This window comes from Salegentibacter sp. 24, assembly GCF_004362395.1.
Taxonomy (GTDB): domain Bacteria; phylum Bacteroidota; class Bacteroidia; order Flavobacteriales; family Flavobacteriaceae; genus Salegentibacter.
In genome coordinates, this window is sequence record NZ_SNWE01000004.1 from 43,962 (window position 1) to 57,220 (window position 13,259).

14 protein-coding genes are annotated in these 13,259 nt (G+C 35.7%); 8 read left to right on the top strand and 6 right to left on the bottom strand.

The window, feature by feature from the left end; translation table 11 throughout:
• Positions 1-27 precede the first annotated feature (27 nt).
• The 6 genes from DET49_RS03700 to DET49_RS03730 form a co-directional block, all read right to left on the bottom strand.
• On the bottom strand, positions 28-750 hold the full coding sequence (locus DET49_RS03700) for a hypothetical protein (RefSeq protein WP_013073410.1): 723 nt from the start codon (positions 748-750) through the stop codon (positions 28-30).
• A gap of 221 nt (positions 751-971) precedes the next feature.
• Entirely contained in the window at positions 972-1,334 is a 363-nt protein-coding gene (locus DET49_RS03705; protein ID WP_229792233.1) for a heavy-metal-associated domain-containing protein, read from the bottom strand.
• A 16-nt stretch (positions 1,335-1,350) separates the two neighbouring features.
• Complete coding sequence (gene merTP / locus DET49_RS03710; RefSeq protein ID WP_037314311.1) at positions 1,351-1,974, bottom strand: mercuric transport protein MerTP; 624 nt, start codon at positions 1,972-1,974, stop codon at positions 1,351-1,353.
• 42 nt (positions 1,975-2,016) lie between these two features.
• Positions 2,017-2,388 (bottom strand): ArsR/SmtB family transcription factor, encoded by a 372-nt coding sequence (locus tag DET49_RS03715; RefSeq protein ID WP_037314308.1) that lies wholly within the window; start codon positions 2,386-2,388, stop codon positions 2,017-2,019.
• Between the two features lie 162 nt (positions 2,389-2,550).
• Positions 2,551-3,066: a DUF1440 domain-containing protein gene (locus tag DET49_RS03720; protein ID WP_013073404.1), complete on the bottom strand. Its 516-nt coding sequence runs from the start codon at positions 3,064-3,066 to the stop codon at positions 2,551-2,553.
• Positions 3,067-3,465: 399 nt separating this feature from the next.
• A complete protein-coding gene (locus tag DET49_RS03730) occupies positions 3,466-3,696 on the bottom strand; it encodes a hypothetical protein (RefSeq protein WP_013073403.1) in 231 nt (76 codons plus the stop codon).
• Positions 3,697-3,749: 53 nt separating this feature from the next.
• Between DET49_RS03730 and DET49_RS03735 the strand changes: the two genes are divergently transcribed.
• From DET49_RS03735 to DET49_RS03775, 8 genes are all read left to right on the top strand, one after another.
• Positions 3,750-4,016, top strand: a complete 267-nt coding sequence (locus DET49_RS03735) for a hypothetical protein (protein ID WP_013073402.1) — start codon at positions 3,750-3,752, stop codon at positions 4,014-4,016.
• A 37-nt stretch (positions 4,017-4,053) separates the two neighbouring features.
• Positions 4,054-4,404 (top strand): single-stranded DNA-binding protein, encoded by a 351-nt coding sequence (locus DET49_RS03740; protein ID WP_013073401.1) that lies wholly within the window; start codon positions 4,054-4,056, stop codon positions 4,402-4,404.
• A gap of 75 nt (positions 4,405-4,479) precedes the next feature.
• Positions 4,480-4,929, top strand: coding sequence for a JAB domain-containing protein (locus tag DET49_RS03745; protein ID WP_013073400.1), 450 nt, complete (start codon positions 4,480-4,482; stop codon positions 4,927-4,929).
• An 812-nt stretch (positions 4,930-5,741) separates the two neighbouring features.
• Positions 5,742-6,143 carry a BfmA/BtgA family mobilization protein gene (locus DET49_RS03755; protein WP_133546768.1) on the top strand — a complete coding sequence of 134 codons (402 nt, stop codon included), beginning with the start codon at positions 5,742-5,744 and terminating at the stop codon, positions 6,141-6,143.
• 11 nt (positions 6,144-6,154) lie between these two features.
• On the top strand, positions 6,155-7,186 hold the full coding sequence (gene mobB / locus DET49_RS03760; protein ID WP_133546769.1) for a MobB family relaxase: 1,032 nt from the start codon (positions 6,155-6,157) through the stop codon (positions 7,184-7,186).
• A gap of 15 nt (positions 7,187-7,201) precedes the next feature.
• The gene (locus DET49_RS03765; protein ID WP_133546770.1) at positions 7,202-8,776 is read left to right on the top strand and encodes a type IV secretory system conjugative DNA transfer family protein; all 1,575 of its coding nucleotides are present in this window, start codon (positions 7,202-7,204) and stop codon (positions 8,774-8,776) included.
• 43 nt (positions 8,777-8,819) lie between these two features.
• Positions 8,820-10,679 (top strand): hypothetical protein, encoded by a 1,860-nt coding sequence (locus DET49_RS03770; RefSeq protein WP_133546771.1) that lies wholly within the window; start codon positions 8,820-8,822, stop codon positions 10,677-10,679.
• 28 nt (positions 10,680-10,707) lie between these two features.
• Positions 10,708-13,257 (top strand): sacsin N-terminal ATP-binding-like domain-containing protein, encoded by a 2,550-nt coding sequence (locus DET49_RS03775; RefSeq protein WP_133546772.1) that lies wholly within the window; start codon positions 10,708-10,710, stop codon positions 13,255-13,257.
• The last annotated feature ends 2 nt before the right edge of the window (positions 13,258-13,259 follow it).

Consider the following 13,259-nt stretch of genomic DNA (forward strand, 5'->3'; position numbering starts at 1 on the left):
GGTAATTACTACCCAATTTATTTTTGATTATGATTTATCTTTTAAAAATGGAATTAGCCATTTGGTATGGTTAATCCCCAGCCAGTGGTGTACCAACAATCCTAAAATGGTACCGTGGACAATATGGGCCGCAAGGGTGATCAAAAATAATTGAGGCCACATATATTTGATGCCAAAAAGCCCAACCATCGGTCCCATAGGAGGGCCGGTCATCATGCCTAACTCCATAATCAGCATCCAGCCTATTGCCCATAAAACCGTTTTATTATATGAGATAAAGTTTCCAAATACCAGGGTAAATATCAATCCAAAACTTGCACCGTTCATAAAATGGATCAATTGACCTATCCAGTAATACGAATTAAAGTCGGAACTACCCGTTACCATCTTCCCGAACATTTCCGGAGTATCTCCCGGTAACCAGCTGGCTATCACCCCCATCTGACGAAGCCAGTCCAGACCTATAGTAGCTATTGCCCCTGCTAAGAGGCCCACGACAATTCGTTTATATAGATCAGGGAAATTTTTCTTGCTGTAAAAAATAATCCATGTTAAGATGAGCATAGAAGGGATATATACAAATAGCATATATGGCTCACCAAATTCATGGGCTGTTTTAATGACTTTCGGTCCCATTGTGATTCCCTTGAAATATTGGGCATAGCCAAAAGAAAGCACAATTAAGTTTATAGGCACAAATCCTCCTGTAAACAAGGCTAATAAGGATAAAAAAGATTTTTTATTCAACATAGCTTATAGATTTATTTTGTTACTTCTGCAATAATATTACTAACTAACCCATCAAGTTCACCTGCAACAGCTTCAGTTCCTTTATATTGTTTTAAAATTGTAGAAGGCATAAAATAACGATTCACCACTCCATTTTAATTTTGTTTTTTTTGAATATGTAAAAAGGTAAATTGTTCCTTAATTATATAAGTAACTTCTTAAGTATATGAGTAAATAAAAAATTATGACTCGTTTTGGGTAGTCTCTATTACCTTTTCAACTTTATAGCCTTTCTTTTCTATAATCTTTTTTAAGGTCTCGATATTTGTTTTAGAGTTTTCGAATTTAATAATGGCAATATCCCCGGGATATTCAACCGAATGTTCCACAACACCTTCTACTTCTTTAAGCGCATTGTAAATAGCATTAGAACAACCCGCGCAGGTAATTCCGTCAATTTTAAACTTAACTGTGTTTGTTGTTTGCTGGTTGATACTTGCTTCCATTATTGTTTGGCTTTTTGATGTAGGGCAACATTGTTGCGCTTTAACCTGGAATGAGGTTAATGATAAAACTAGAACTGTTATTACTAATAGATTTTTCATAATATTTTGTTTGAATTTACTTATGTACCACTTTATATCCGGTAGAATTAATCGCTTTTTCAATATCTTCTTTAGAAGTTTTTGTATTATCAAATTTAACCTCGGTGTTTTTATTTTCATAAGAAGGGATTACATCTAAAATCCCATCCAATTGATTTACTGCGTGTTTTACGCTTTCTTCACAACCAGCACAAGTCATTCCCTCAACATCAAACTTTATAGTTTGAATATCTGACTGGCTCACCACTACAATATCTTTTTTATTATCAGGATAAAAGATTTCAGAATAGTAAGGAAAAGCCAACATTAACACGGAGAAAATAGTAACTATACCCAGAAAAGCTTTGGATTTAAAGAAAGAAGGCTTTTCGTCTTCATCACAGGCACAGTCTATCTCCTCCTGGGTTTTTGGTTTTAATTTTTGATACCAGGCAAAAGCCAGTACTAAGATGGTAATACCAATAAGATATGGTCTGAAGGGTTCCATCCAGGAAAAAGAGGAGGCGATGCCGGCGCTGCCTGAAATCAAGGCCAATATCGGTGTGATACAGCAAAGTGAGGCCGCCGCCGCTGTAAGCAATCCAGCTCCTAAAAGTCCGCTGGATTCATTTTTTTTAGGTGATTTAGAATTCGTTTTCATTATTTAAGCTATTTTATTTTTGTGATTTATTTATTAAACTATTTAAACGGCTATTTTAGATTGTTTTATTCCTTGAAATATATAAGAAAGGATTTTTTCCCCTCCATCGTTTAAAGAATAAAATAGGGTTTGACCTTCCCGTCGTGACGAAATGATACCGGCATCTTTGATTTTCCGGATATGCTGGGAAACTGCCGGCACGCTCATTTCCAAAATATCAGCGATATCACAAGGACAAAGTTCATTTTCCATATCTAACAGGAAAAGGATTTTTAAACGTACCTCATTTCCCGCAAGCGTTAAAATTTTACTCATTGTTTGAAAGCTGGAAGAAGATTTGTCAATAGTGTTCTTACAGCGTAATATTTGCTTATGATCAGCTTCATTTCTGGTACAGGTTATTTCTAAACTCATAAATAGTATTTTTAATTACGAAACAAATGTATCATTAATATATTATTTAAGCAAAAACTTAAATATAAAAATTAGCAAATTCTCTAGCCTCCCTTTTGGTTTAATTTGAATGTTAGATGAGACTGCTTAATTTTCCAACCGAAAAGGTCCTATACTGCTGAATTATCTCCTTTCATCAATTTTACTCACTATACCGGAAATCCCCTCATAAATCACCGCCACTGCCACACCATAAACCAAATGTGCAAGAAAACCGCGTATATGGGTAGATGTAGGATATTTTTTGTTTGGAGCACTAAAACCTAGTGCAGGGGTAATCCCTTCATCTACAATTAGAGAAAGGGAAGCACCCGTAATCAAGCCATTAGAAGTAGTCGAGAAGGAATTGGTGTATTTTAAAATAGGATATAGACCTGCCCATCCCATACCCAGACCAAAATGGAAAACCTGTCCCATCATTTTTTCCTGATCCTCATTTAATTCAAATCCCAAATTTTTAAGAGTTTTTTTTGCCGCGATTTTAAAGGGAGGACCTGGCCTTACCTCTTCTTCTTTCTCTTGATCTTTTTGAGGTCCTAACTCAAACAGCTTCATGGACACTTTCTCCATCACTTTAGTGGCTAAATACCCACTTCCCATACTGCCTGCGAATGCAAATAAAATATTAGATATTTTCATAGCTCTAATTTTTATTATTAGAACTTCAAATTATATATAATTATTTACGCAATTAGTTAAATAGGTTTTAAAGTATTGGTAAGAAAGTTTAAATTTCAATTAGTTCTCATGGATATTCTGAAGATTTCCCTACTTATTTCATGATTAAGTTTTTAGGTTTTACTGTAGGGACAACGGGATATTGTCATAATATATACAATGAGAGGAGGCTTGAAATGGGTAAGAGCAAAATGAGTACAATCAATATAATAAGAAATAAGTTGGTGGCCCGGGCATTTGCGGTGATTGCGCGAGGGACACCTTATGTGAATACAATGGGCTACTTTTCCTAATTCACCGCTCCAGTTATTCTTCATATGTACTGCAAGAAGGTTCAATCCAAGTGAACATTTTTAGCGGTTAGAAACTTATTTTCCAAATTCTGCATAGAATTCCTTCATACCTCATTTTATGCCTTAGCGTTGAAGGTAGCTTCTCTTCATCTTCAGGCCTTCGACTTCCTGGCCGTCCACATAGCACATTAACTTTTTTTGGTGGCGAAATAACAACATCCATTCCTGCGGGCGGCATAAAGCCGCTTCGCTTTTTATACGCCCTATGCAGGTCTGGATATTGTAAAATTATTTGCATCAAAAAAAGGTAATGTAAAGGCTCTATGGGAAGTAAGTCGAAAACAAAAAAAGATGAAATCAAATCCACCACAAAATATCGCAACGGCACAAAAGAATCAAAAAAAGGAAAATGCTCTGGATATAAAAAGTATGTCGATCAAAAAGGCTTTGTGGATAAAAAGCAGAACTATAGAAGAAAATTATGAAAGGAAATTTGGATTTATCATAGGATACTCTATAGGAAGTAAATCAAATAAAAATCTCATGAAATCATTTCAAAACAACATACCCGGAAGCGAAGTAAAAAAAATCAAAAACAGGAAAACGCCCCGGATATAATAAGTAAATCAATTATTAATTTTTAAATCTTTTAATTATGAGTACGCTTAGAAACAAAGTTCAGTTAATCGGAAATGTGGGACAAACCCCGGAAATCAGAAATCTTGAAAGTGGTAAAAAAGTAGCCAGCTTTTCAATTGCAACCAATGAATTCTATAAAAATTCAAAAGGAGAAAAAGTACAGGATACGCAATGGCACAATGTTGTGACATGGGGAAAACAGGCGGAGCTTATCGAGAAATATGTTGATAAAGGTAAAGAAGTGGCCATCCGTGGCAAACTAACTTCCAGGTCCTATGAAACCCAAAGCGGGGAGAAACGATATGTTACCGAAATTTTGGTGAATGAAATCCTATTCCTTGGAAACAAGGAAAACGCAGACCAGTAATTTTTAAAACTAAGAGGGCGCCTATCTCCAAAGTTGCGCCCTCTTTTAATTATTAATCTAAGAAAATCAATAATTATGAAAACCAAAGTTAGTGAAATAAAAATAGCCTATCGCAGCAGGGTAAAACTTAGTGAAGCACCAAAAATAAAATCTTCCGCTACCGCTGCCGATGTCCTTTATTCCAATTGGGATAAAGATGAAATAGAAGTGAGCGAGAGTTTTAAACTCCTTCTGCTCAACAACAATAACCGTGTAAAAGGGATTTTTGAAGTGTCCAGAGGCGGGATTACCTATACCCTTGTGGATCTGCGCCTTATTTTCGGAGTTATCCTAAAGAGCCTTAGTACAGCGGTTATCCTTTGCCATAATCACCCCTCGGGAACGCTACTACCAAGTAACCCCGACAAAGACCTTACCCGTAAAATTAAAAATGCCGCTGGGTTATTTGATATCAAAGTGTTGGATCATTTGATTTTAACGCCCGGTGGAGATTACTATAGTTTTGCCGATAATGGCATGCTTTAAAACCCGAAAGTCATGGTTTATCTGAATTTTAACGATTTGAACAAAAAACCCCAAAAACGGCTAATCAAAATTTCCCGGGAAGAAGTAACCCCAAAAATACGGGAAATCGATCCAAAGGTATGCAAGGGAACACCAATCCGATTTTAAGAAAATAATCGAGGAGGAAGGCTTAAAAAACTTATATTCCTATACCTATATTTTTAATATCTGAATAGGTTAATCATTCAAGAAGCTCCCAAGTATTTTATTCTAAAATGTATTCGGCAGTTTTTTATATAAACCAATTCCTTGAAAACAAAAAGGGAAAATTCGCTGTTACCTGAATTTCCCCTTTCTTTTTAGGTCATTGAAACCTATTCAATAAAGATAAAAAAATTCCTGAATTTGCTCACCCTGTTGAATAGGAAATATTTGTTTATTACAACCTGGTACTAAAAAAATCCTTATATTTATTTCGCTGACTTTCAGCATTCAAATTTACGCAGGCGTATCCATTTTTGACTTTCGCCGATAAACCTGCAATCAAATAATTAACAACGGAAATTTTTTCCTGAAAAATGGCAAGGGGCTTTTGACTGTCTATCAAGACAGGCAATAGGCCAAATTGTACGGAATTTTTGTCCCGCGCTGCGGGACGAAAAGGAGTAGCAAGAGGGTAACACGCGATGCGATGTTTAGGACTGCTTTTTATTTGCAAAATACTGATATTTAGTAATTTGGAAAAATATAAAATTCCTCACTTCCTACAATTTGCGACAAATGCTCTGCAAGCGCCCATTTTTAGGGAAGGATTTGCGACAAATCGGCGAATTATGGATTCATTTATCGGTATTAGGTTTAAAAAAGAAACGGCAAAGCGTTTTCAGGAATTTTCAAGAACACACTTCAAATCACACACCGAGGCATTGGAAACAATGCTCGACTTTTTCTTCTACAATGAGATCTCCCCAAAAGAAAAACTAGGTCCTACCGGGAGGACCATAGAAGCGAAACTTTTAAAAAGGATCAATGCCGTTATCGCCATAATGCGGGACGTGGAAAAGACACAAACTAAACCCACTGTGGCAATGATTCAATCGCTCTTTGAAATAGAAGAACCCAAAAAGAAACCCTTGATGGTGGAAAAGAAATATGCCGAAGAACAACCTAAAGTAAGCCTGCCTGCCGGTGAGGCAGGATTTCAGGAAAAGCAAAACCATCATAACGAACACTAAATTTTTGAGCTATGTACATCACGATCACACCTCAAAAACTGGGAGGCAATTATTCACAAAGTTCAGGCGATTTTGTTTGCTACCTGGAAAAAGAAAATGAAGGCCTAAAGTCTTCTGAAATGGAACATTTTTTCAATCAATATGATGATGAAATATCGGCAGAGAAAGTTGTAAAAGAAATTGATGACAACACCGCTAAACTCAAAAAAACCGAACCCAAATTCTATTCTATTACGGTTAGCCCTTCCAAATATGAATTGAACCGGTTACAGAACAGTAGCGAAGATTTAAAAAGATACACCCGTGAACTGATGAAGGATTATGTGGCATCCTTTAACCGTGAAATCAATGGGCGACCTATTCGTATTGAAGATATTAAGTATTATGCAAAAATAGAACACCAACGCCGCTTTAAAGGAACAGATTGGCAGATTAAAGAAAACCAGCCTTATGCCACTCAAATCCTTCAGCTCAAAAATGAGATTCGACAGTTGAAAGCAAAGGATAGGGAAGGAGAAATTAAATCCCTGCAACGAAAGATCTCCAAATTAGAAAGGGAAGCGCCCCATCAGCAGGATGGGAAGCGAATCGTTCAGGGAATGCCAAAAGCAGGAAACCAAAGCCATATTCATATCATCGTAAGCCGAAAGGATGCTTCTAATACGTTTAGTCTTTCCCCGGGGAGCAAACATAAGGCATCGGAAGTGGAGATGCACGGAAAGAAAGTAAAACGGGGCTTTGACCGTGACCAGTTTTTTGAACGTGCGGAAAAGACTTTTGACAAAACTTTTGGCTATCAACGGAACTTCGTTGAGACCTACAAAGCTCGAAAGGATTTCATCAAGAATCCGAAAGTCTATTTTGCATCATTGATGAAACTGCCCACCAATGAAAAGGCCATTGCCTTTAAAATGATGAGGGAAAGCGGGGTTCCAATGCTGCCCAGTATTCCGGTTTCTCAGGCGCAATTGGCAATGAAAGCTTTTAACCGCCTACGCCGGGGCGTGGAAGTAGCCATCAAATCAAGTTCCATAGGTATTTAATTTAATTCTAATAGTATGTATGTAGATCATCTCTTTACCGTTCTTTCCATCGTTGGGCTGACCAGTGCGTTGTTTTATGGTGGGTATAAGATTTCCAACTATGCATTTTGGGTAAACAACCTGTTGTTGTTTGCATTGTCTTATTTTTTACAAGCTTCCAATAATTTGGTTTTGTTAAATTTCGTCTGTCCGCTTTTGCTAATCAACACGGCATTGTATGTTTTTCTGCATAAAAAGGAAAATTCAAAAAATAGTGACTATAGGTACCAGGTCGATTTTAAGACTACCAAAGGAAATTTTAAGCTTGACAATATCAAACGTGGCACATCCGTCATCGGTTCTGCAGGAAGCGGAAAAACCGAAAGTGTGGTGTATGGATTCCTAAAGCATTTCCGAAAAGCAGGTTTTTGTGGTATCATCCACGACTATAAAGATTTTGAATTGACGGAAATAGCCTATCCACTTTTTAAAAATGGCGATATCCCATTTAAGGTGATTTCCTTTGATAAAATTATCCATCGGATCAATCCTATTGCGCCCCGATATTTGGAGAACGAGGAAAGTGTCAACGAGGTTTCCCGGGTACTCATCGAGAACTTATTAGAGCAACGGGAATCGGGAACCAGGGGAACAACTAAATTTTTCAATGATGCTGCGGAAGGCTTGATCGGTGGACTCATTTGGAAACTGAAAACGACCTATCCTCAATTCTGTACACTTCCGCATTTAATTGCTATTTATCAGTACCTGGACACCGATAGCCTGATTCAGTTTTTGGAAACCAACACGACTTCAAGGGCTATGGCAGATGCGTTTATTAGTGGTAAGGATTCGGAACGCCAAACCGCTGGTGTAAAAAGTACTCTGGCCAATGCACTGAAACGCATCAGTACCCAACGGATTTTTATGGTATTGTCTGCTGATGAAGTACCGCTCAATATCAATAGTGAAGAAAATCCTGCGGTGATTTCAGTCGTAAATAATCCAAAATTTGAAAGTTCGTATTCTCCGGTGATTGCTACCATTGTCCATACCATTACCAAACAAATGAGTGTGCGGAATTCCAAACCCTCATTCCTGTTAATGGAAGAAGCACCGACTATCCGATTATTGAATATGCACCGTATTCCGGCAACATTGCGGAGCTATAATATTTCTACGGTCTATGTGATGCAGGATAAGATCCAGAACGATATGATGTACGGAGATAAGGCAAGCAAGGCGATATTGAGCAATCTTTCCTATCAGTTTTTTGGAAAGGTCAACGACCCGGACACCGCAAAATATTATGAACGTTTTTTTGAAATCATTAAAGACCCGACTAAAAGTATAAGCCGTGGCCATAACCTCGATTTTGATACCCGTATAACCACAGGGGAAAAGGAAATTCCAAAAATCAGGGCGGATGTTTTCTTTCGGTTGAAACAGGGCGAGTTTATTACGTATGCGGATGGAACAGATAAAAAAGTGCAGTTTAAATTAGCCAAGATTAAAAGGGGATTACCTGAAGAATCAAAGCAGTTTTCTCAGGCTGATTTGGAAACTAATTTTGAAAGAGTTTATGAGGAGGTTAAAAATTTGTTTGTTTAAGATTTTAAAAATGTTAATTTATTGACGATATTTATTTTATTTAATGAAATTTTATCCTCCAAAAATATCTTCAAAATTTTTCTGTATCATTAATAGGGATGAGCCAATATTGGCGGCCCTAATTCTAAGCTATATTGACCAATCGGATGGATATATCCCAACTTTTGAATTCCCTTATGTCTCATCAGAAGACTTTGAAAATGAACCAGCTGAGATGCGAGATGAGCATCAACTTAGCAGGTCAAGGGCAAGAAAGTTTAATGTCAAAGTCGGTAATGCTTTAGGTCGTTTAGGTGGATGCGAATACCTTATTATTGCTGGTCTTACTGACAAACAATTAAGCTATTTAAAATTCCGGAATAATTACAATTCAATTTATATTGATAATGAAAATGATGTAAATACACTTTTAAACGGTATTGTGCCAAAGGTGGGAGCGTTACATTGTAAAGAGACTAAGGTTCTTGAATATTTACACTATGCGCTCAGAAAAAATCTATACATATCTATTGATAACAACGCAAATGACATATCCGAATCTGCCGAGGATTCTTCGGGATTAGTCGTTATAGAGTGTAACAATAAGGTATCAAGTGTATTTGGAATATTATATGCCCATTCCATCGATACAGATGTAGAATTAATAACGACTAAAGGTTTGAGTAGCTATGATATCAAAGAATTAATTGAAAAATGGAAGAACGATGAGCCAAATGGCTACAATAATCTTAGTGCGTCTATTTTTCCCTATATAGAGCATATTCAATTTGAAGGTAGAGAATTTGTTACTTTTTTCACTGATGGAGTTCCTTACTCGCTGATTTTAAAAAATATTGTTCCTATTTCACACGTACACTTGCGAATAAATCCAGATTTTTTCATTTTTAATAGTATTCATTTTGAATCTTACTCTGAAACCTATTCGGCGGTTGTTTTTTCTCCTAAAGAATTTGAGAATGAAGAAACGGAATTTGTAATAGACAAGCTGTTGAAAAATAATCTACTAGTAAAACCACTTGTAGATAATGAAGCCACTTATTTTAATTTAGATAACCATATCCAACATTATCCGTTTAGTCTCTTACATTTGTGTAGTCACGGTGGTGAAGTAGAAGGAACTAGAATTACAGAAAAATTTATAGATAGTACTGGTGATGAACATATCGTAGAGTACGATGAGGTTTTTAGTTTTGGATTGAATCCTAATCGAGATTCACATCCTGTTGCAACAAAGATATTACCTCGCAAATTCGATGGTCTCACTTGGGGTAGTAAGGAATTTAAGGGAACCTCTTTTCCGAATTATGTCTTTTCAGAAATGTTCCAAGCACTTGGCGAGAAAAAAAATCAAAAGAGTTCAAGAGAGGTTAATGTTCCAGGGTCTTGCCACATAAAATGCGTGGATTCCGTTTATCAAGCAATGTTTAATTATCTGGCAGCAATGCATTCCCCTGTGATTTTCAACAACACCTGTTGGTCTTGGTCCGATGTTGCGGACTCATTTTTAGGTGTCGGTGCGAGAGGATATATCGGGACGCTCTGGAATATTGATAATTCAATAGCAACAAAATCAGCTGAGGTTTTTTACGATAACATTTTTGAAAATACAGTTTTGTCATCATTGAATAAAGCTCTTGAGATTCCAAAAAGTACCAAGGATGATAACATCTATATTTTTTGGGGACTGCATTTCACCAGTATTAGAGCGGGAGTTTCCGCAGAGGCTAGTAGTTTAGTTGTCTTTAGTAAAATAATGGATTCTTTGGAAATGTGGAAGACTAAACTCGAAGAAACAAAAATCCCCGAGCATAAAAAAACAATATCTGGAATAATCGATTGGCTATCGAGAGTGCTCGCACGTAATTTTAAAAAAGAGGTTATGAAATATTTATACAAAAATTAAACTCAATCAGGCTTGATCTGAAAAAAATATGATACAATCAATTGAAGAAGGCAGAAAAGAAGACGGTAACAGGTCTATTGCCGATAAAATCAAAAAACGATTACATAATTTAGATAAAACAGTAGAAAATAACCAAGGACGATGGGCGTGGGAACTATTACAAAATGCCAAGGACAGTATTGCTAACTATCCAGACAGGAAAATATCTGTGCAAATTGAGTTGGATGATAACGAAGTGATTTTTAGACATAATGGTATTCATTTTACTGAAAAGGACATCAGAGGTCTTATCAATCAAATCTCATCCAAAGAAGTTGAAGAAGGTGAAGAAACTAAAAGAACAGGGCGTTTTGGCACAGGCTTCTTAACTACGCATTTATTATCTAAAGTAATAGACATATCTGGAATTGTTGAAACTAATGATTTTGAGTTGTTTCGCTTTCAGTTTCCTCTCGATAGGGAAGGAAGTTCAATATCTCAGTTGGTTCCTAAAATTGAAAATGCTTGGCAAGAGTTTCACAATTCAACTACTCAAATTCAAGATAATTACGAATTGAATAACTATAATACGTCATTCAAGTACCACTTAAATACCGATGAGCAAAAGAAGATTGCGCGAGCTGGAATGGAAGAGTTTATGCAACTTATTCCTTTTGTTCTAACCTTTATCCCAAATATTGATAAAGTTGAGATTATCGATAATGTTGAAAATGGAACCTTGTCGTTTAGTAATCCGGAATCAAATAATGATAAATCTGTTTTTACGATTGAAAAGGATTGCAATGGAACAATTTCTCAAATCTATATTTTAAATACTTCAAGTGAGAAAGTAACTATAGCTGCAGAAGTTGAAAAACAGGATGATGCTTTTATCATAAAAAGCCACAAGAACGTTCCTAAATTATTTTGTGACTTTCCACTAATAGGCACAGAGTCTTTTCATTTTCCTGTCATTGTAAATAGTTTTTACTTTAATCCTCAAATAGAAAGAGATGGAATATGGCTTAAAGGAAACGAAGATCCAGAAGTAATGGAAAACCAGTCATTGCTAGAAGAAGCGTTTGAGCTTTATAAAATATTAATGGATAAGGTGTCATCTCAAAATTTCAACCATCTTTTTAATATGGCAAATTCTAAAATGCCAGAAACCAACGAAAAGTATTTTGATGAATATTGGTATTCAAAAAATATTCAAGATCCATTAAGAACATTTTTGTTGCAAAAACCGATCATAGAACTCGAAAGCAATTCTAAAGAAAAAAAGCTTCCTAAAGATGTGTGGTTTCCTTCAAGAAGCTACACCAAAGAAGTGCAGAAAAAATTATGGAAATATACATATGATTTATATAATGAAGCTGTGTGCAAAGAAAGTCATATACAATATTGGGTAGAAGTATATTGGTCGGATTGGCATAAAATTGACTATGAAGAACTAGCAAAAGATCTTGAGAAGCAAGAAAGTATTCAAAAATTGAGTAAAACCCTTGAGACGGATGAAACAGAAACTTTTATATGGTATAATGAAGTATGTAAATTTTTACTTGAGGTAGAAACTAATATCATTTACTTTCAAAATAGAAAAATACTACCCAACAAAAAAGGGATTTTTAGGCTAAAAAAAGATGTATTTATTGATAAGATTAAGGATGATGAGTTGATTTCAATTTTAACCCTTTTAGGTAGTGATTGGGATAATCTTCTTTTACATTCCAAAGTCGGGTTTGGCAGTTATCAAGTCAAAGAAAAGAAAGATATAGCAAATGAGATTTCTGATTGTTTAAAAAATCCATTACTTACAGATGGAAATGTTATTTCAGCTATTAGTTTATTGTCGGGATGGTTTGAAATCAATCACAAAGAGGCTAAAGAAATTATGCCAGAATTGTATCGAAAAAAGGCTCAACTTTTTATGAATACTATCTCGGATAAAGAGAGTCTTTATAAAGTAATGCGAAGTAAAACGAATTTAGAGCAATTATCCAAAGTAGCTAAGGCCTTGGAAGATGACCCTAATTTACTCAAAACATTTAATCAAGCTGAGCAATTATCAATGCTTTTAAGAGATTATAATGTAAATACCCTTGAACAATTAAAAACAGTTTTGGAAAGTTCTAATACACGTCATCAAAAGGCAGAAATCACTCAAGAAGATTTAGCTGGCCTTGGCGTAACCTCAATGGATGAATTGGAAGAAGCTTTAAAGGATAAAGATTTGGCAGCTCTATTTAATCATACTTCTAGACCAAATGCTAATATGTTTTTATATGCTCAACACTTGATCGAACGCTCGAAGCAGAATATCATAGAGTATTTGAAGAGCCACAAAGATTATGATTGTACAGATATTGACGAATTAGCAACTACAGTTTTAGGTGGTGTAAAGAAAATGGGTATAGATATTCATATTGTAATAAGACCCTCAGATAATGGACAAGTAATACTCTTTTATTCTTCAGAGAAAGATACCTTAGATTACACTAATGCAGAGCTGTGGATTGACAATGGTAAGGATAACCCTAGACATTTAACTTTGGGTACAATTCTTAAAACTACGGGTATTAATAAAATCCCAGTTTGAAT

Bases quoted from the DNA above. Each gene is read 5' to 3' on its own strand.
- DET49_RS03700 (WP_013073410.1), bottom strand. From the start codon at position 750: ATGTTGAATAAAAAATCTTTTTTATCCTTATTAGCCTTGTTTACAGGA.
- DET49_RS03705 (WP_229792233.1), bottom strand. From the start codon at position 1,334: ATGAAAAATCTATTAGTAATAACAGTTCTAGTTTTATCATTAACCTCA.
- merTP (WP_037314311.1), bottom strand. From the start codon at position 1,974: ATGAAAACGAATTCTAAATCACCTAAAAAAAATGAATCCAGCGGACTT.
- DET49_RS03715 (WP_037314308.1), bottom strand. From the start codon at position 2,388: ATGAGTTTAGAAATAACCTGTACCAGAAATGAAGCTGATCATAAGCAA.
- DET49_RS03720 (WP_013073404.1), bottom strand. From the start codon at position 3,066: ATGAAAATATCTAATATTTTATTTGCATTCGCAGGCAGTATGGGAAGT.
- DET49_RS03730 (WP_013073403.1), bottom strand. From the start codon at position 3,696: ATGCAAATAATTTTACAATATCCAGACCTGCATAGGGCGTATAAAAAG.
- DET49_RS03735 (WP_013073402.1), top strand. From the start codon at position 3,750: ATGAAATCAAATCCACCACAAAATATCGCAACGGCACAAAAGAATCAA.
- DET49_RS03740 (WP_013073401.1), top strand. From the start codon at position 4,054: ATGAGTACGCTTAGAAACAAAGTTCAGTTAATCGGAAATGTGGGACAA.
- DET49_RS03745 (WP_013073400.1), top strand. From the start codon at position 4,480: ATGAAAACCAAAGTTAGTGAAATAAAAATAGCCTATCGCAGCAGGGTA.
- DET49_RS03755 (WP_133546768.1), top strand. From the start codon at position 5,742: ATGGATTCATTTATCGGTATTAGGTTTAAAAAAGAAACGGCAAAGCGT.
- mobB (WP_133546769.1), top strand. From the start codon at position 6,155: ATGTACATCACGATCACACCTCAAAAACTGGGAGGCAATTATTCACAA.
- DET49_RS03765 (WP_133546770.1), top strand. From the start codon at position 7,202: ATGTATGTAGATCATCTCTTTACCGTTCTTTCCATCGTTGGGCTGACC.
- DET49_RS03770 (WP_133546771.1), top strand. From the start codon at position 8,820: ATGAAATTTTATCCTCCAAAAATATCTTCAAAATTTTTCTGTATCATT.
- DET49_RS03775 (WP_133546772.1), top strand. From the start codon at position 10,708: ATGATACAATCAATTGAAGAAGGCAGAAAAGAAGACGGTAACAGGTCT.